This window comes from Pedococcus sp. P2_E2 (genome assembly GCF_056403955.1).
Genome location: NZ_JBFUEM010000003.1, coordinates 43586 through 62333 on the forward strand (window position 1 = coordinate 43586; position 18748 = coordinate 62333).

Annotated in this window: 12 protein-coding genes; all 12 read right to left on the minus strand. The window is 70.1% G+C overall.

Features of this window, described 5'->3' with window-relative positions:
- Positions 1-14: 14 nt before the first annotated feature.
- Complete coding sequence (locus AC1DWR_RS08495) at positions 15-1238, minus strand: glycosyltransferase (protein ID WP_477614692.1); 1224 nt, start codon at positions 1236-1238, stop codon at positions 15-17.
- Positions 1235-2485 carry an O-antigen ligase family protein gene (locus AC1DWR_RS08500; protein ID WP_477624243.1) on the minus strand — a complete coding sequence of 417 codons (1251 nt, stop codon included), beginning with the start codon at positions 2483-2485 and terminating at the stop codon, positions 1235-1237. The genes AC1DWR_RS08495 and AC1DWR_RS08500 overlap by 4 nt, the downstream gene beginning before the upstream one ends.
- On the minus strand, positions 2482-4158 hold the full coding sequence (locus AC1DWR_RS08505) for a GumC domain-containing protein (RefSeq protein WP_477624244.1): 1677 nt from the start codon (positions 4156-4158) through the stop codon (positions 2482-2484). The genes AC1DWR_RS08500 and AC1DWR_RS08505 overlap by 4 nt, the downstream gene beginning before the upstream one ends.
- Positions 4155-5735, minus strand: coding sequence for a hypothetical protein (locus AC1DWR_RS08510; RefSeq protein WP_477624245.1), 1581 nt, complete (start codon positions 5733-5735; stop codon positions 4155-4157). Before AC1DWR_RS08510 ends, AC1DWR_RS08505 begins: the two co-directional genes overlap by 4 nt.
- A complete protein-coding gene (locus AC1DWR_RS08515; RefSeq protein WP_477624246.1) occupies positions 5732-7807 on the minus strand; it encodes an alginate lyase family protein in 2076 nt (691 codons plus the stop codon). The genes AC1DWR_RS08510 and AC1DWR_RS08515 overlap by 4 nt, the downstream gene beginning before the upstream one ends.
- Positions 7804-9987 carry a bi-domain-containing oxidoreductase gene (locus AC1DWR_RS08520; protein ID WP_477624247.1) on the minus strand — a complete coding sequence of 728 codons (2184 nt, stop codon included), beginning with the start codon at positions 9985-9987 and terminating at the stop codon, positions 7804-7806. Before AC1DWR_RS08520 ends, AC1DWR_RS08515 begins: the two co-directional genes overlap by 4 nt.
- A gap of 76 nt (positions 9988-10063) precedes the next feature.
- Positions 10064-11980, minus strand: a complete 1917-nt coding sequence (gene asnB / locus AC1DWR_RS08525) for an asparagine synthase (glutamine-hydrolyzing) (RefSeq protein WP_477624248.1) — start codon at positions 11978-11980, stop codon at positions 10064-10066.
- Between the two features lie 2 nt (positions 11981-11982).
- Positions 11983-13269 (minus strand): glycosyltransferase family 4 protein, encoded by a 1287-nt coding sequence (locus AC1DWR_RS08530; RefSeq protein ID WP_477624326.1) that lies wholly within the window; start codon positions 13267-13269, stop codon positions 11983-11985.
- Positions 13269-14591 (minus strand): nucleotide sugar dehydrogenase, encoded by a 1323-nt coding sequence (locus AC1DWR_RS08535; protein WP_477624249.1) that lies wholly within the window; start codon positions 14589-14591, stop codon positions 13269-13271. The genes AC1DWR_RS08530 and AC1DWR_RS08535 overlap by 1 nt, the downstream gene beginning before the upstream one ends.
- Before the next feature lie 229 nt (positions 14592-14820).
- Entirely contained in the window at positions 14821-16338 is a 1518-nt protein-coding gene (locus AC1DWR_RS08540) for a lipopolysaccharide biosynthesis protein (RefSeq protein WP_477624250.1), read from the minus strand.
- Between the two features lie 34 nt (positions 16339-16372).
- Entirely contained in the window at positions 16373-17488 is a 1116-nt protein-coding gene (locus AC1DWR_RS08545; protein ID WP_477614683.1) for a DegT/DnrJ/EryC1/StrS family aminotransferase, read from the minus strand.
- 97 nt (positions 17489-17585) lie between these two features.
- Positions 17586-18710 (minus strand): DegT/DnrJ/EryC1/StrS family aminotransferase, encoded by a 1125-nt coding sequence (locus tag AC1DWR_RS08550; protein WP_477615297.1) that lies wholly within the window; start codon positions 18708-18710, stop codon positions 17586-17588.
- Positions 18711-18748: the final 38 nt, after the last annotated feature.

Consider the following 18748-nt stretch of genomic DNA (forward strand, 5'->3'; position numbering starts at 1 on the left):
GACGGGGCGACGCGTCAGCGGCCCTTCGAAGCCACCCTGGGGGGCGCGGTGACGGGGTTGGCGATGGCGAAGTCGTAGATCTCCAGCAGACGCTCGAGGCTGCTCTCCGGCTGGAAGCGGCGCTCGTAGGTCGCGCGTCCTTGCAGGCCCATGGCGACGAATCGCTGCGGATCCCGGTCGATCTGGGCGAAGGTCCCCGCAAGCGAAGCAGCATCTCCGGCTCGGAACAGGACGCCGTCGAGCCCCTGCGTGATGAGCTCCGGGAAGGGCCCCATTGCCGGGGCGAGCGATGCGACCCCCGCCGCCATCGCCTCGACGGCCACCAGCCCGAAGGTCTCCTCCGACTGTGAGGTCACCACACTCGCCACCGACCGGGCCAGCATGTCGCCGACCTGCTCGCGCGACACCAGGCCGGCCAGCTCCACGGTCGGGTGCCTGGCGCCCCAGGCCTTCACCTCCGCCTCCAGCGGACCCCCGCCGACCACCGTCAGTCGCAGTGCGGAGTGGGGGTTTTCGGCCCGGAAGGCGTCCCACGCGCTCATGAGGAGGGGTACGCCCTTGGCCGCGTCCAGCCGGCCGACGTAGGTCACCACGTGCTCGCGCTCCTTCGTGCGAAGCTCGCCGCCGACGACGAAGTTGTGCTTCACGAAGACCCGCTCCGGGGGGAGGGCGAGGTCCTCCATCAGGTTCTTCTGCGACTCCGAGATGAAGACGTAGGCAGCAACGAGACGCTGCCACGCCGGGCGATGGATGAGGTTGGCGGCGACGATCGGAAGCGTTGCCAGACGCGACCCTCGGTAGCAGCCGTGCAGGAGGGCTGGCCCCCCGCGCCCGGCTGAGCAGTCATGGCACGGTTCGCCGTCGCGGAAGAAGCCACCCCCTGCGCAGAGGAGCCGGTAGTTGTGGATCGTCGCGACGACAGGCACCCCGGCATCGCGGCACGCATACAGGACCGAGGAGCTGATCAGGGGAAAGGTGTTGTGGACGTGCACGACATCCGGTCGCGTCGCCACGATGTGGGCCGCCAGGTCGCGCTTGACCTCGCCGTTCCACAGCGTCGTGGCGGGGAGTGCTGCCTTGCGCGGCAGCGACCACCCGGCGATGTCGTCGCTGTGCCGTTCGAAGAGCTCGACGTCGTGGCCGGCGGCGCGGAGCGCGGCTCCCTCCTGGTCGACGACGATGTTCTCCCCACTCGGAGCCGCTGACCGGTACCGACCGTGGATGACCAGGATCCTCATGTGGCCCCTCGACGTGCAGGACGAACGACCAGGGACGCCGCAACCACGAGGTCGAGCAGGTATGCCGAGGCGTCACCCAGGCCGGTCTCCGTGATCGAGGACAACACGCAGTACGTGATCAGGAACAGGGCGATGGCGCGCCGCGGACCCCGCGGGTGGGTGACGGCCATCCCCAACAGCACGCACAGGAAGGTGACGAGCAGGACCACGCCGAACCATCCGAGGTCGAGATACGTGGCCACCCAGCTGCTGTCCACGGACAGACCGGTGAAGGACTTGTCCGACAGGCCCGATCCGAAGAGCTCCTGGATTCGTGGGCGGCTGGTGTTCGACACTGCGGTCCACACCGTGGCCCGACCAGTCAGGTCAGTCGCCTGCTCCGCCGACTGGCCGCGAGCAGCCCAGCGCAGCACCTGCGGGGCAAAGAGGGTGGCGCCGACGATCACGGCGACGAGTGTGGTCACCGAGGTCCGCCGGACGCGTGCGTGCCCGAGGAAGAGACTGCCCGCGGCCACGATGAGCCCCGTGATGGCACCGAGCAGGGCAGTGCGGGTGTGCGTACCCAGGAGACAGGCCGTCGAGAGCACGACGGCCACCAGGGCATGTCTCCCACCGATGGTGCGGCACAGCCACAGCACGACCGACGTGCCGAGCAGCACTGCTGCGTAGTGCGCCACGGCGGTCGGCCACATGGGCCAGATCACCCCGGACAGGCGTCCTTCGAAGGCGAACGCCTTGCCGGGCGCGATCAGGGCTCCGAGGGCAACGGGGATCAGGGCTCCCCACAGGCAGAGGCGGTGGACCCGCAGGAGCAGGAGGTCCCGAGCGCCCCACCAAGGGGACAGCAGCCACAGGCAGGCCACGAAGCCGACCAGTCGCATGGCGCGATAGGTCGACCCCAGGAAGAAGACGCTGTGGATGCTGACGGCCAGGGCCACCACAGCCATGACGGACAGGAGCACCAGGAAGAGGTGCGGCCGGATGACGATCCGGGGATTCACCAACAACGCCAGCACCACGGCGAGGATGAGGGAACCCTGCGCGATGGCTTGGGTGACTGGGCCCGGGATCGGCACGATCGTCGACACCCCTGTCGGCGTGAGGACGTTGCAGAACAGGGCCCCCCACGCCAGGAACAGGAGTCTCGGCACTTCCGAGGCGCGGGTCCGCAGGGACGAGGTCGGCCGGAGCTCATCCGTGCGAGGCCATGGCCTGACCCAGCGGCCCGCCGTTGCGGTAGTGCTCACCGCTGGCTCCCTGCCATGGACCCCGAGTCATGGGAGCCCTTGAGGCCGAGGCTCTCGTCGGTGTCGTCGGACCCGACCATCATGGCGAAGGGGAGCTCGAGACCGGCCGCCCGGACCAGCTCCGCCGTGGTCTGCAACAGCTCCGGGGAGGACTGGCCGGCGGTGATGAGCGGCACTGCCCGCCCGACCCATGACGCGAGGTTCTCGGCATCGATCCCCGGGTCGACGTCGGCCAGGACGAGGACGACGTCCGCCGCGGCCCACGACTCACGCAGGGACTCCTCGGTGGGAAGGGCTGCCGAGTCGCCGCGAGCCGCGCGCAGAGGCCCGCGTGCCAGCCCGACCGCCCCGGTGGGACGGAACACCGTCGGCGAACCAAGCGCCCGAGCTGCTTCGGAGGCCTCCCTCGACGCCATGCGGGAGGCGCGCCTGGCAAACCGCCTGGACGACAGGTGGGCGACCAGCGCTCCGGACGGGCTGAGGTCGACCAGCAACACAGCCCTTCCGAGGGCATCGAGCTGGAGTGCCAGCGCAGCCATCACCTCGGCGGCCACCCCTGCGTTGCCGATGGCGACCATGGCCACGACCTGTTGCCGGTCGTCGACCCACCCGGCTCGGACCGGGGCGGCAGGCAGCGCCGCCAGGGTGGTGTCACTGCGGTCCGGCAGCGCTGAGGCCAAGCCGTGGACGAGCGTCGCAAGGTCACGCGCGTGCCACGGCCCTGAGATCCACCGCAGGGGCGCGAAGCGGCGTTCCGTGGGTCCTCGCGAGGCAACGCTGTACCGAACCGGGGCGCCGAGGGCGAGCGCCACGTCCTGGCGGCGTCGCACCCTGGTGGACGTGAGAGCCCGGAACAGCACGAAACCGACTCCCAGGGCGCTTCCCGCGATGAGACCTGACGCCACGTTGAGGACCAGCAGCCTCTTGAGGGACCGTCTCTCGACCGTCGCGGGGTCGATCACGTGCGTGGACGCGATGGCGGCGTCCGCGCTCAGCGAGGCATCCTCCAACGCCGACTGCAGCTCGACGATCTGCGAGTTCAGCTGGGTGCGACGGGTGAGGATGTCGGAAGCCTGGCTCTGCCCGTCCGCGCCTTTCAGGAGCTCCTCGTTGTAGGAGGCCGTGAGGGTGGTGACCTGGGCTCGGAGGGTGTCGATCCGGGACTTGTACCCGTCGATCAGGCCACGACTGAGGGACTTCAGCTGCTGGGCACGGAATGTGAGGTACTGCTCGGTCAGGGCATCAGCCCGGGTCACCGCCGACCCGTCGTCCGGTGCCGAGACAGAGATGGTGAGCACCTCGGGGGTGACCGGTTCGGCAGTGATGGTCGACTGAAAGGCCTCCGGCGACATGTCCAGCGACAGTGCCTTGACGGTGCGGGAGGCCACCTCTCGGGTGTTGAGCAGGCTGAGGTCGGTCGCCATGGCCGACTGCGCGTCGAGGTTCGCGGGGTGGGCCATCAACACCATCACGGTGCCCTTGCTGGCCGGGGGTACCAGCACGATCACGGCGAGGCCGAGCGCAGCCCCGAGCACGGCGAGGACGCTCCAGGTGCGCCACGCGCGGCGGAGGGAGTTGCGCAGGTAGTGCCAGGTGCCGAGAAGCGGTCGCGGTGCGCCGGTGATCTCGAAGTCGCGGTCCTCATCCTCGATGCGCCAGGAGACGTCGATCATCGGAGCCTCCGGCGAGCCCTCAGGGCGGTCGCCTCGGTCGTGGCCGCGGTGCCGGTCATGAGCGACGGGAGTGGCACCTGGGCTGCGCGTTCCGAGGGCAGGAGGCGTCCCGTGGTGCGGTCCAGGGGGTCAGGGTCGACGACGACGATTCGAGCGATGGAGTTGCCCGAGTCGTCAGCGGCGAGCGCAACCCTGGCGAGGTCCTCCGCCGTGGCTGATCCTGCTGTCACCGCGAGCAGGATCACGGCCTTGCCCACCCCCAGGCGCAGCTCAGGACGCTGACGGTCGGCCACGGCGATGTGCACCACGAGGTCCGCGGAACGCTGGGCGTGGCCGCTGCCGTCGACCGACAGCCTGGGACGCGGTTGCTCATCGTGCGCGAGGCCCGCGCACGCAACCCGGAGCGCGTTCGCCGACTCATGCATCTGTGCGGTGAGCAGCTGGGTCTGGAGACCGGACGATGCCGCGAAGGACGCGAGCTGTGGACCGACCGCCAGGGCCTTGACGTCTCCGGACAGCGTCAGGAAGACGACTCCCGTCGGCCCGGTGTCATCGTCGGAATCGGGTGCGAGGCTTCCCGGGTGGCCCGGCGTCACGAGGCGCACCAGCTGGCGCAGGGTCCACGTCTCGACGTTGTGCGGCGCGTAGCTCTTGAGCAGTCCGGTCCACCCCGCGACGGAGCGCGGGGCATGGCTCTCGATGGACGCCACGACAGGGATTCCGACGGCATCGGCGATCTGGTCCCGCGAACGAACGGCCCGCTCGCGACGGGATCGCAGCACGAGGATGAGCAGGACCAGGAGGGCACCAGCTGCGGCACCCCCCACCCCGAAGAGGGCAGCGCTGACAAAGGGCGACGTGGTCACGGCCGGCGAGGCTGCTTCGATCAGGGTGGCAACGGCACCGGGCTGGGCAAGGGACTGGTTCGCGGTCTCCTGTTGGAGCTTGTCGACCTGAAGCACCAAGTTGCCCTGTTGCGCTGTCAGCTGCGCGCGCGCAGCCGCGTCCGCCTTGCCCGCAGGCGAGGACGGGGACTCGCCGGCAAGTCGCACATCGGTCTTCTTGATCTCGGAGTTCACCGCCGCGAGGCTGGCCTGCAGCGCGGCGACTCGGGTGGAGAGGGCGCCTCTGGCCTGCGCCTGCACCGTGTTCGCCGCGGCCTTGAGGTAGTCGAGCTCCGCCTGGGCGACGGCGCCGGACAGTGCCCGCGCCTGCTCAGGAGTGGTCCCGGTTGCCGTGATGCTCATCAGGTCCGTCGTCGCGGCCTTGACGGTCACCCGCTTGGCCACCTGGGTTGCGGTGAGTGCGGGGGTGACTGCCTGTCCGGCAGGCCCGAGCACCGCTTCACTCTGGGCGATCTGCACCTGGGTGTCGATGCCGTGGGCGGGGAGTGCGACGGTCGACCCCTGCGAGGCCACGGGGAGGAGAACCTTGCTCGTGCTGCTGTACTCCGGAGGACGCATCGACAGGGCGACACCTCCGTCGACCGCCCCGATGGCGGCCGCGAGCGCGAGGATCCACGCGCGACGGCGGGCGATCGCCCAGGTCGCTCTCAGGTCGAGGGCTTGTTCGCTCACGACTCCTCCTCACCGGGCGACGAGAAGGAGGCGGCCCGCACCGCCGCGGCACTCTCGGTGAGATCGAGACCGGTCTGCAGGGTGAGTGCGCCCGTCCACGAGCCGGAGCCCACCAGGGTGGTGGTCGGCACCTTCTCCCCGAAGCGGGGGGAGTACCACCCCAGGACCGGGTCCACCTCACCGCGGTGGCTCGACCACGTCAGCGACTGAGGCAGGCGGAGCAGGGCGCGGCCAGGACCCGACTCCCCCGTCCAGGACAGCTGCGCCCCTCCGTCAGTGAGCCGCGCCCGGACCTCCGGTCCAAGGTGCCACGCCAGGCGCAGGGTATGCCGCGCGGACGCGGACCCCGTCAGGGTGTCCGTGACGCGGAGCGCGCGCTCGACCGGGTCCAGCGTCACCGTACGTTCGTGACGAAGTCGAGGATCAAGTCGCGCATAGCCGGCGTGGTGAGCCGTCCACGCCTGCACCGGGCCGTCCGGCTCGAAGTGGTCGACCACGGCGTCGGTCTGGCTGCTCCAGAGAAATGGCCCGCCTTCGACGGACTGGCTGACGCCGTCCACCTCGATGGTGTTGTGCGCGGCAGTGGAGCGGAAGTACTGCCGCCAGACGGGGTCTCCGTGGTAGCAGAACGTCCCGGGATCGACGAGCAGCTCGACACCGTCGCAGCGGACCTCGACCGACAAGGCGTCCGCGTGGGCATGCGCCGCGATGGACAGGAACCCGTGTGGGCCTCCATCACAGCGACACCAGATCTCGGGCCCCTGGCCGGCGGGGGTGCGGAGCACGTAGAGGCCCGCGTCGCGAAAGGCGAGCGGGGCGCTCGCGGCCCGCTCAGGCAGTGGGGTGCTCTCGGCGCCCGCGGCCGTCGACGTGCCGGCGGCGACGGCGCGGAGCACGGTGCTCTGGACGCCGGCCACCGTCGGCGGCCACCAGCCAAGAGGCCCGACGACGGCACCACCCGCTGCAAGCAGGCTTGCCCATGGATCGACGTTCGGGCCGTCGACCACCAGGGCGCGACCCTCGTCACCATCGCCCTGTCGAGGTGGGCGCCCACTCGCGTCGAGCATGGCGGCCGCAGCGTCCAGGGACGACACCAGCAACGACCTGGTCGAGGGGCTCAGAGGGTGGCCCGCACGACCCGCCTCGGCCAGCGACACCAGGCCCAGCTCGGTCACGAAGCGGTGGTAGTCGGAGGCCTGCTCTCGGTTCAGCCCACTGGAAAAGGTGTTGGCGGCCAACGAGTTCTCCAGCTCGACCGTCGCGCGAGTGCGCCACTCGTCGCTCTCGCGGAACCAGGGGAAGGCACAGGCCGCGACCAGCTGCCCGGCTGCCTCGGCAACCAGGTGGTTGTTGGCCGACGACCCAGTGCTTCGGAAGGCGGCGAGAAACTCCTGGTGCCACCTGAGCTGCTGGAGGGCGTCAGCGTTGTCCTCGAACAGCCCGGCTGCCCCCGGCCAGCCGTCCAGCAGCCGTCGCACCCATGCCCAGCTGATGAGCCGGACCCCGATCTCGATACCGCTGGTCCAGTGCACCCCGGAGAGGAAGGGGTTGGCGGCCCACCACGACCTGAGCTGCCGAGCCACGGTGTCGGCGTACCGCTCGTCGCCGGTCAGCCACCAGGCGGCCGCGAGGACCGTCAGGTGGTGGTGTCGCGACAGCTCCCACACCGACTTGATGTTTCCCGTCACGCCTTCGTCGCGGTGGTCGATGCGGAAGGCCAGCACGTCCTGGGGAGCGCGGCGACCCGTCACCGGGTCGTGGAACCAGTCGGGGTCGAGGATGTCGCGACGGCTGGTGCCCAGCACGGCATACTCACCTCGCAGCAGCCGATCGGCCGCGGTGACCACCGCGTCCCGAGCCGCTGCCGGCACCTGTCCCCTCACGTCCGGCTCCAGCGCACTGGCAAACCGACGATCAGGCAGGAGTCCCGCGACGGTCCCGGGCGCTGCGCCCAGCTCCACCCGCCGGCGCGCCCACAGCGCCTGGCGTCCCCGGTCTGCGACTCGCTGCAGCACCTCGTCTGGCGTCATTCCGCGCAGCCGACGCAGGTACCACTGCGCGGACCTGCTCATGGTGACACTGCCTCGTGGGACACAAGGCTCTGGCCGACGGCGATCGTCGCCCGGGTGGTCGCCACCAGCGACTCCAGCGAGATGGGCATCGGGCGACCTGCGACCACCGCGTCGACGAAGGCGGCCACCTCCGCGCGCTGTCCCTTGTCCTGACCGGCATACGAGCGCTTCACGTCCTTGCCCGCGCGGCTCCAGAGGGTGGCGCGGGAGAAGTTGTCGAGACGGGCGTTGCTGCCACCACCGGAGACGTCCAGCGTCTCCTTCGGGAACCGGCTGTCGCCATCGGTCGCGTAGGTGATGCTCGCGAGCGAGCCGTCGGCATACGTGAGCAGGACGTGCAGATCCGCGCCGTTGGAGGTCTGCTGCGCCATCACCCGCACCGGGTCGTGCCCGATCCAGGCGCTGAGGGTGTCGATGAAGTGCCCACCCTCACCGAGGAACCGTGAACCCTCGAGCTCCTCGTTGAGGTACCAGCTCGTGGCGTCGAGGGATCCCGCGTTGACGAGGTAGCGGGCACTCATGGGTCCGGTCGGACGGCCGAAGCGTCCGCGCAAATCGGTGAAGAGGGGCGCGAAGCGGCGGTTGAACCCCACCATGACGCGGTCGTTACCGGTCCTCTCCACGACCTCCAGGATGCGGTCCACCTGCTCGGGCGTCAGGGCCAGGGGCTTCTCGACGAAGACGGCCTTGCCCTGCTCGAGCGCCCGGCAGACGAAGTCGGCGTGCGAGTGGTGCCGCGTGACGACGAACACCGCGTCGATCGTCGGGTCCTCGAGGACCACACTGGCGTCGGTCGTCAGCGCCTCGAACCCGAACTTGCGCTGCGCGTTGACGGCGGACAGCGAACGAGTCGTCGCCACGGTGGCCAACGTCGCCGCCGGGTGCTTCGCGAGGTGGGGCAGCAACATGGAGCTGGCGTAGCTACCGGCACCGATGAAGCCCAGCCGCGCGGTGGCTCCCTCGAGCCGCGTCCTCGGAGCGGACGAGCGCGGAAGGGTCACCGTGCGGGTGAACAACTCACCCGTGGAACCGTCGGCATCGACCGCGGGGCGCGGGTACTCGAACAGGAAGCCGATGCCGCGCATCGATCCGGTGCGCATCTCCTCGTAGACCGATGGCGCGTCTGCGATGGGCCGCGTCCCGGACACGAGGGAGGCCACCTCGAGGGACTTGCCCGACAGGAGGTCGAGGAAGCACTGGAGGTTTCGACGCTCGGTCCACCGCACATAGCCGGCGGGGTAGTCGATGCCCTCGAGCTCGTACCGGTCGTCGTAGCGGCCGGGACCGTACGAGCGCGAGAACCGGACGTCGAGCTCCTTCTCGTAGTAGGCGTTCCACGGCAGGTCGAGCTTGGTCTTGCCGATGTCGACGACCCGCGCGCGATCCCGCGCGAGGCGGGCGGCCAGCTCGACGGGTCCGTTGCTGTCGCCGCCGGCGGCGAGGAACACGTGGTCGGCGCCAAGCCCGCTGGTAGCCGCCAGGATGGCCTGTTCGACGTGGGCCGCACCGTCGTCGTCGGGGGCTCCGCACGTCAGGGCGCCGGCGGCCTCGGCCATCCGGCACCGCTCCGGCACCGTGTCGACGCCGACCACCCGGACGCCGGAGGCCACCAGCAGCCGGACGACCAGCTGCCCGATGAGCCCGAGCCCGATGACGCACGCCATCTCCCCGAGCTGGGCCTCACTGCGCCGGACACCCTGCATCGCGATGGCGCCCACGGTCGCGAACGCGGCGTGCTCCGGCTCGACCCCGGCGGGCACGGCGACGCACAGGTTGACGGGCACCCAGTTCACCTCGGCGTGGAGCGCGAACTCGTTGCCGGCCGCGGCCACCAGGTCCCCGACGGCGAACTCCTCGGCACCAGCCCCCACCTCCACGACGACGCCGCAGAGCGAGTAGCCGAGCGGGGTGTAGCTGTCCAGGGTGTTGATGGCCTTCTTGTACGTGGCAACCGGACCCTGCTGCGCCACCGAGTCGAGGACCTTCTTGACCTGGTCCGGCCTGGCCCGCGCCTTGCCGATCAGCGAGAGCCGGGCCTCGGTGACCTTCATCATCTCGGTCCCCGTGGAGATCAACGAGTACAGCGTCCGCACGAGCACCCCGCCGGGCTTGCACGCCGGAGCCGGCACGTCGAGCACCACGAGCTCACCGGAGCGATAGTTCTGGGCTACCTGCTTCATGTCCTCTTCCACATCCCTGCGTTCTGACCGGGCCCCTGCCCGTGGCCTCCCCGGACGGCGGGAGACAACCCCCTGCTCACCCCGCACTCACCCCTGCCGACCGCACGTTGCGGTACCACTGCTCCAGGCACAGCAGCTGCCAGATCTGCTTGGACTCGTCCCGACGCCCGCTGCGCTGGTCGTCCACGAGTCTCGACAGCGGTTCGCGACGCAGGAACCCGGTCTGGACCAGCTCGCCGCCGAGCAGCACGTCATCGACCAGCTCCCGCAGGTCGTTCGTCACCCAGGCCCGCAGCGGGACCCCGAAGCTGGCCTTCGGACGGTCGATGATCTCGTCGGGCAGCCAGGCCCGGGCGGCGTCCTTGAGCGCCGCCTTCTGCACGCGTCCGCGGATCTTGTCCGACCCGGGCAGCGCGAACGCCGCGGCGAACACGACGGGATCGACGAACGGCACGCGCACCTCCGTGGAGGCGGCCATGCTCGCGCGATCCGTGTAGGTGAGGTTCAGCCCGACCATGAACATCCGCGAGTCGGCCAGGCACATGCGGCTGACCTGGTCGGCGAGGTCGTTGTCCTCGTAGACGGCGCGGTGGTGGTCGATCACCCCGTCGACCTGGCCCGCCAGGCTCGGGTCGAGCAGGTCCACCAGCTCGTCGCGGTCGTACATCGTGTAGCTGCGGCGGAAGGCCTCCTCCTCCGGCAGCTCGGCGAAGGTCAGGAACCGCTGGGCCCAACGGACGGTTCGTATGCCGCGTTGCCCGACGGCGACGGGCATGGCCCGGACCGCGGGGGCGATGACTCCCGTGCGCAGGGTGCGCGGCACCCGGCGGTAACGCGCAGTCATCAGCGTGGCCAGGTGCTTGCGGTAGCCGCCGAAGAGCTCGTCGGCCCCCATGCCGGAGAGCAGCACCTTGACGCCGGCGGAGCGGGCGGCATCGCACATGAGGAGCGTGTTGATGGCTGCGGGATCCCCGATCGGCTCGTCGAGGATGTCCACCATGCGCGGCAACAGGTCCACGATGTCGGGGCTGATCTCGATCTCGTGCAACCGGATCCCCAGGTGCGAGGCGAGCATGCGGGCGTAGCGCGCGTCATCGGGCATGGCCTCGAGCCGCTGGTCCTCCGGCCGGAAGGCGATCGTGTACGCCTCGATCGCCGCATCCGCCTGGTGGGCCAGCGCGGTGATGATGCTCGAGTCCAGCCCCCCACTCAGGAACGAGGCGACGGGGGCATCCGAGATCAGGTGGGCCTCGACGGCGGTCTTGAGCACTTCGCGCAGGTCCGTTGTCGGCCCGGTGGCGGCGGCACGGGCAGCTTCCTCGGCGGTGTTCCAGAACTCGCCGGAGCTCACCGAACCGTCCTTGTGGTAGGTCCGCCACGTTCCCGGAGGCAGCTTGTGGACGCCCTCGACCGCGTCGTACTCCTGCGGCAGCCAGTAGTAGAGCGCCGACGCCACCATGCCCGCCGCATTGACCCGCAGCTCCGGGCCGACGGCCGCGATGATCGCCTTGAGCTCCGAGGCGAAGACGATTCCCGCACCCCTGGGCATGACATAGAGGGGCTTGATGCCGAGCGGGTCCCGGACGAGGCTGAGGTCCCCGGTGCGCTCGTCGTGGATCGCGAACGCGTACATCCCGCGGAAACGGCGCAGTGCGCCCGGGCCCCACGCGCGCCAGGCCTCGAGGACGACCTCGGTGTCGGACCGGGTCGCGAAGCGCACCCCGCGGGACTCGAGCTCGCGGCGGATCTCCAGGAAGTTGTAGAGCTCGCCGTTGTAGCTCAGCGTCAGGCCGCCCCTGGCGAACGGCTGGTCGGCCGCGGCGGAGAGGTCGATGATCGACAGCCGTCGGTGACCGAGCACGACGGAGCTCTCCGGGTCGACCAGCTCCACCACACCGCGGGCGTCGGGGCCGCGGTGGTCGATCCGGTCGACCATCGTCGAGACCACCACCTTGCCGTCAGGCTGCTGGTACGCGCCCGCCACCCCGCACATGACTAGGCCTTCGCGCGGAGGAGCTCGGTGGGTGGCTGGGGCTCGGACGCGGATGACGTCTGGCTGCGTGGGGCGGGCAGGCGACCGCTCAGCTCGTCGAAGACCGCGACGTACCCCACGCGCTGGTGCTCCCAGGCCAGGTGCTGCTCGACCCGTTCGCGGCCACGGCGGCCCATCACTTCGCGCTCCTCGGGGTTGTCGAGGAGCTCGACGATGGCGCGCGCGTAGCCCTCGACGTCTCCGGGCTCCACGTAGCGCGCGGCGTCCTGCGCCGACACCCTCGTCTCCCTGAGCTCGAAGGCGACGACCGGCAGGCCGAACGCCATGTACTCCATCGTCTTGTTCATCGTCGAGACGTCGTTGAGCGGGTTCAGCGGATCCGGCGATAGGCCCACCTCGGCGGTGGAGAAGACGGCTTTCACGGTCTCGTCGGGGACCCGGCCAGGCATGTCCACGTAGTCGGCGAGGCCGAGCCGGTCGCGCTGCGCGACGAGGTCGGGGTAGCAGTCACCCTTGCCCATCAGGGTGAAGGAGATGTCGTGCCGCCCGAAGGTGTTGACGATGACGTCGGCAGCCTCGAGGACGATGTCCACCCCGTCCTGGGGGCCCATCACACCGATGTACGCGACCAGGTGCTCCCGGCCCCGTCGCTGCCCCGGGTCAGGCTCCTGGCGGCGCAGGCGCTCCGGGTCCGGACCGGTCCGGACCACGGTCACGTGCTCGGGCGCCTTGTGGCCCCGCGACCTCGCGATCGCGGCATACGAGTCGTTGGTCGAGGTGACCCGGTCGGCTGCGCGGAACGTTTCCCGCTCGAGGCGCAGAAGACCTCGCAGGAAGGGCCGCGGACCGTCAGGAAACCGCGACTCGAAGAGCTCAGGGCAAAGGTCATGGTGGTCGAAGACGAATCGCGAGCCGTCCAGCAGCCGCAGCACCCTGGCCAGCGGCCAGAAGATGTCCGGCGGGTTGCAGGCCTGCACGACGCGGAAGGTACCCCGCCTCCTGGCCTTGAACGCCAGCCAGGCGGTGGCCAGGAACGAGTAGGCGTACTCGATGAAGAACCCCACCGCGCCGCCGCCAGGGGCGTAGGGAGGGTAGGCCAGGATGCGTACGCCGTCGATGACCTGTTCGCGGCCGGTGCCGTCACCGGTGGGGCAGATCACGCTGACGTCGTAGCCGGCCCGGACCAGGCTCTGGCACTCCAGCCACACCCGCCGGTCGAAGGGCACCGGAAGGTTCTGGACGATGATGAGCACCCGCGTCGGTGACGCGGGCGAGCCGTGGCGCCGCATCACCAGTTGACCCCCTCGTATGCGGGGAGCTGCTCGACCGCCTCGCCCAGCCTGCCGTTGAGATCGATGACCACACGCGGGTCGGCCATGGTGAGCGCCTTCAGGGTCGCGGCATCGGACGACGAGACGATGACGACCTCCGCGTCCGCCAGGGCCTCCTCGGGCGTGGCGGCAAGGAGCCGGTTCACGTGGGCCAGCTTGCTCTGGAGGTGACGCAGGTTCGCGCCGATCAGCTTGTCGGGGTTGACGATCGGGTCGTAGATGCGGACGTCGAGGCCCTTGCCCACGAACCGCTCGGCCACCTCCAGGTTGGGGCTCTCGCGCAGGTCGTCGGTGTCCATCTTGAAGCTCAGGCCGAGGAGGCACACCCGGCGGTACCCGGTCTGGAGGACCCGGTCGACGACGGAGCGCACGAGGATCTCGTTGCTCGTCATGGTGGACCCCACGAGCGGGATCTCGACACCGGTGTGCCGGGCCATGCTCTGCAGGGCACGCAGGTCCTTCGGCAGGCACGAACCGCCGAAGGCGAAGCCGGGCCGCAGGTAGGTCGGCGCGATGTTGAGCTTGCGGTCCTCGCAGAAGATCTCCATGACCCTGCGGGCATCCACGCCATAGGGGGCGAACACGCGACCCATCTCGTTGGCAAAGGTCACCTTGACCGCGTGGAAGGCGTTGCAGGCATATTTCAGCGCCTCGGCCGTCGCCACGTCGACGTGGTGGATCTCCTGGCCGAGGAAGGCGAAGAGCTCGGTGAGCGACGCCCGCGCCTGCTCGTCATCTGTTCCGACGACGACAAAGGGAGGTGCGAAGAAGTCCGCCATGCCGGAGCCCTCGCGCAGGAACTCGGGACACATGGCGGTGCGCACGGACCAGTTCGCGGGCACGCGGCCTTCCACGAACTCGGGAGCCACCACAGTGGCGACGGTGCCGGGCGGCACGGTCGAGCGGACGACGACGGAGTGGACGCCCGAAGCCGGCGGCTGGGCAACCTCCATCGCGACGCGCAGGTCGGCGAGGGCACGACTGATGTACGTGAGGTCGGTGTCGCCTCGCGGCGACGACGGGGTGCCGACGCAGATCAGCGACACGTCCGCCCCCTCGACCGCGAGCCTGGCGTCGGTCGTGGCCTGGAGCCGACCCGCTGCCACGGCTTCCTGGACCATCGTGTCGACGCCGGGCTCCACGACAGGGCTCTGCCCGCGGTTGATGGCGTCCACCTTCAGCGTGTCGACGTCCACGCCGAAGACCTCGTGACCGCGCGAGGCCAGTCCCGCCGCCGTGACGGTGCCCACGTATCCCAGACCGAACACCGCGACCTTCATGCCGGCCTCCCGGTCCACATCCCTCGGATCACTGTCATGCGGGCCTCCCTCGGTAGCTGCCGCATCGTTCGATGCGTCCCCTCCACTGCGTTTTCAATACAACACCTGCACACACATGACGCGGGTCGTCCGGATTGGCCAGAGCCCTCTGGGTCAAATGGTGGAGACCGCCCTCCGGGGGGCACCGGGCGCGCGCCCGGCGATGTGGTTCTGGGTGGTCCTCACGACGTCAGGAGGACACGACCTCGTCGAGCCGCATCAGCCGAACGACCCGACGCGTGTACTTCAGCGGCGCTGGGAAGATGCCGAGGGCGTCGCGGATGATGCTTCCCGCCGCGAACCGCAGGACCGCGAGGTTCACCACCAGGGTGCCGAGGACCGCAAGAGCCAGCCCGGCACGCGGGTCCATGCCCGATACGGCGCGCATCAGCAGCGTCCCGACGAGCATCGCCGACACGGTCGGCACCAGGACCGTCAGGAAGGGCTTGGCCACGACCCGGGTCGACAGCGCCAGCATCCGCCCGACGATGATCCAACGAGCCACGGTGGCGAGCACCGCGACGACCACGAAACCGACCGCCACACCAGCCAGGCCCCAGCGGACCGCGATGACGGTCGTCGCCAACGTGGCCGCGTCGACGACCACCGCGTACACGAGCCAGCGCCCCGGACGGCCGAGGCCGTAGAACAGGCCGTGGTCGAGGGCTGCGCCCAGAGTCACGATCCCCGCGATGGACAGGGCCTGGGCGGGCTTGACGCTGGCACCCCAGGCCTGACCGAACACCATGGGGACGAGCACCGGAGCCGTCACGACGATGACGACCATCAGCGGGGAGACCACTGCGTAGGCGATGCCCAGTGCCTTGACGTACGAGGCACGCAGACGGTCGGGCGCTTCACGCACCTTGGCGAAGACGACCGTCGACACGGGGACGAGCGAGACGGCCGTCAGCTCCTGGGCCACCTGCACCAGTCGTTGGGCGATGCTGAGCAGGCCCAGCGCCGCCGGTCCCAGGGTGACCGTGATGACCCAGCTCTCCGCCCAGAGCCGCGAGGCAGACACGAGGTCCACGCTCGACACCCGCACCCCGAAGGCAGCCATCTGGCGGAACTGGCGCGGCGACAGCCACAGGGCGGGCACCCATCGGGCGCCCCACCAGGCGAGGATGGCGATCACCCACTGGGTGACGACCACCTGGGCCACGAGCGCCCAGACGCCGCCACCGTTCAGGGCCACCACGACGGCGACCCCTTGTGCCAGCAAGGCGGCGACGAGGGTCTGCACCGCGACGGCGCGGAACTTCATGGCTCGCCGGAGCAGCGCGAGTGGCACGGCCGCCAGGACGGTCGGGACGACTGCGAGGACCAGGGCCCGCAGGACCTGGTCGAGCTCGGCGCTGCGGAAGGCCTCCGCGAGCAGGGGCGCCAGGGCCCACAGACCGGCACCGAGGACGAGCCCTGCTGCCACCGAGGCCCAGAAGGCGGTGCTCAGGCTCTTCCGGTCGACCTCTTCGGCTTGCAGCAGGTAGGTGGAGAAGCCGAGGTCCGCGAGGAGGTAGATCGTGGGGATCACGGTCATGGCCGCCGCCACCACCCCGAACTCGCGGGGAGAGACGTGCCGTGTCAGCACCACGAGGGTGGCGAAACCACTCGCCCTGACCGCCCACTTCTGCGCGGCCAGCCAGAGGACGCCGGCCGCGGCACGCTTGCCGAGGTCTCCCTCCAGAACCCGCTCCTCAACGCTCATTCGTCACGACACCGTCCGGGGTTCCCCGCCAGGCTCACGAGGCGCGGCTGATCGCGGTGAGCAGGACCTCGACGACACGTTCCTGCTGGCTGGTCGAGATGCCGGGGAAGATGGGAATGGACAAGATCTCCCGGGCGGCCCGCTCGCTCACCGGGAACTGGCCGGGTCGCAGACCCAGCTCGGCCATGGCCGGCGCGAGGTGCACCGGCACGGGGTAGTGCACTCCGGCTCCCACGCCTTCTGCCTGCAGGCGTCGCAGGACCTCGTCGCGGTCGGGCACCCGCACGACGTACAGGTGCCAGACGTGCTCGTTGCCGGGCAACGTGGTCGGGAGGCGCAGCCGTGGTGTCCCGCCGAGCATCCGGTCGTAGGCCGCTGCTGCCGCACGGCGCTCGCGGTTCCACTCCGGGAGGTGCCGCAGCTTGGCGCGCAGCACGACCGCCTGGAGCGTGTCGAGGCGGGAGTTGAAGCCGAACACCGTGTGCTCGTACTTGACCGGGCTGCCGTGGGACCCCAGGAGCCGCACCCGTTGCGCGATCCGCTCGTTGTCGGTGGTAACCGCACCGCCGTCGCCATAGGCGCCCAGGTTCTTGCCGGGATAGAAGCTCGTTGCCGCCGCGTCGCCGAAGGTGCCCGCCGAACGCCCGTACCTCGTTGCCCCTTGCGACTGCGCGCCGTCCTCGATCACCGAGATCCCCCGTTCCGCCAGGGACGGCGGGAGCTGCTCGAACGGCGCCACCTGCCCATAGAGGTCCACCGGGATCACCGCGCGCGTCCGATCGCTGACAGCGTCCTCGACCGCGGCAGGGTCGATCAGCAGGGCGTCCTCGTCCACGTCCACGAAGACTGGCCTGGCGCCCGCGCGCACGACGGCCTCGGCGGTCGCGATGAAGGTGTTCGCTGGAACGATCACCTCGTCCCCATGGCCGACGCCGGTCGCGCGCAGCGCCATCTCCAAGGCGTCGGTCCCGTTGCCGACACCGATGCAGGAGTGGCCGCCGATGAACTCGGCGTACTCGTGCTCGAAGGCAGCGACTGCCTTGCCACCGATGTAGTCGCCCGTGTCGAGCACGTCGGCGAAGCCCGACGCCACCTCTTCGGCGATGAGCGCGTGTTGCAGGGACAGGTCGACGAGCGGGATCGAGTTCACGGGTTCGGCCTCCTGGGCGCGGACGGTGGTGCCGGGTCTTCGACGGTGGTGTCGCGGTCTTCGACGGTGGTGTCGCGGTCTTCGACGGAAACAGGCATCAGGCCGCTCGCAGCCCGGCCGCTCGACGCACGGCGGAGACCACGACCTCCTGTTCGAGCTCGGTCATGGTGTGGAACATCGGGAGGATGAGGGTGTTGTCGGTCAACCGGTCCGTCACCGGCAGCTCGACGCGCGTGTGCTCGGCGTAGGCAGGCTGCCGATGGGCGGCCATGATCCCGGCGCGACCGGAGATCCCGTCGGCCGCAAGGGCCGTCAGGAGCTCGTTGCGGCTCAACGGGAAGCCGGCGTCCAGCTCGATCCAGAAGGACTGGAAGTTGGACTCGCCCCAGGGCGGGTCCTCGACCGTGCGCAGCCCGGGGACGTCGACGAGCATCTCCTGGTAGGCACGCGCGAGCTCACGTCTGCGTTGCACCATCGCATCGAGCTTCCCGAGCTGGACCAGGCCGACTGCTGCCTGCACGTCGGTCATCCGGTAGTTGAAGCCGACCTCGAGATAGCTCTCGATCACCGGCTGCCGGCTCAGGTGGCGGGCAGCGGCACTGACACTCATCCCGTGCTCTCGCAGCCGACGGGCCCGCTCTGCCAGCTCGGGGTCAGACGTGGTCAGCATGCCGCCCTCGCCCGTCGTGAGCAGCTTCCTGGGGTGGAACGACCACGCCACCAGAGCCGCTGCCGAACCGGTGGGCCCACCGCGGTAGCGGGAACCAGCCGCGCACGCAGCGTCCTCCACGAGGGCGATCCCCCTGCTGTCGCACAGCCGTCGCAGCGGCTCGACATCGGCCGGCATCCCGCCCTGGTCGACGACCACGACTGCGCGGGTGCGCTCGGTCAGCAGCGGCTCCACCGTCCGCACACTGAGGTTGCCGTCGGCGGCTTCCACGTCCGCGAACACAGGGGTCGCGCCGACATACACGGCGCAGTTCGCGGTCGCGATGAAGGAGAAGGACGGCACCACGACCTCGTCGCCCGGGCCAACGCCCAGGAGATGGAGGGACAGGTGCAGCGCCGAGGTGCACGACGACACCGCCACGCCGTGGGGCGCGCCCACATGCGCGGCGAACGCGGCCTCGAACTCGGCCACTCGCGGTCCCTGGGCGATCCACCCCGAGGCCACGGCCTCGGCGGCCGCTGCGGCCTCCTCCTCGCCCAGCCATGGCTTCATCACGGGAATCATTGGCACCCCTTCAGGCTGCTCCGAGG

Excerpts from the sequence above, each read along its gene's own strand:
- AC1DWR_RS08495 (WP_477614692.1), bottom strand. The coding sequence starts at position 1,238 with ATGAGGATCCTGGTCATCCACGGTCGGTACCGGTCAGCGGCTCCGAGT.
- AC1DWR_RS08505 (WP_477624244.1), bottom strand. The coding sequence starts at position 4,158 with ATGATCGACGTCTCCTGGCGCATCGAGGATGAGGACCGCGACTTCGAG.
- AC1DWR_RS08515 (WP_477624246.1), bottom strand. The coding sequence starts at position 7,807 with ATGAGCAGGTCCGCGCAGTGGTACCTGCGTCGGCTGCGCGGAATGACG.
- AC1DWR_RS08520 (WP_477624247.1), bottom strand. The coding sequence starts at position 9,987 with ATGAAGCAGGTAGCCCAGAACTATCGCTCCGGTGAGCTCGTGGTGCTC.
- asnB (WP_477624248.1), bottom strand. The coding sequence starts at position 11,980 with ATGTGCGGGGTGGCGGGCGCGTACCAGCAGCCTGACGGCAAGGTGGTG.
- AC1DWR_RS08530 (WP_477624326.1), bottom strand. The coding sequence starts at position 13,269 with ATGCGGCGCCACGGCTCGCCCGCGTCACCGACGCGGGTGCTCATCATC.
- AC1DWR_RS08535 (WP_477624249.1), bottom strand. The coding sequence starts at position 14,591 with ATGAAGGTCGCGGTGTTCGGTCTGGGATACGTGGGCACCGTCACGGCG.
- AC1DWR_RS08540 (WP_477624250.1), bottom strand. The coding sequence starts at position 16,338 with ATGAGCGTTGAGGAGCGGGTTCTGGAGGGAGACCTCGGCAAGCGTGCC.
- AC1DWR_RS08550 (WP_477615297.1), bottom strand. The coding sequence starts at position 18,710 with ATGAAGCCATGGCTGGGCGAGGAGGAGGCCGCAGCGGCCGCCGAGGCC.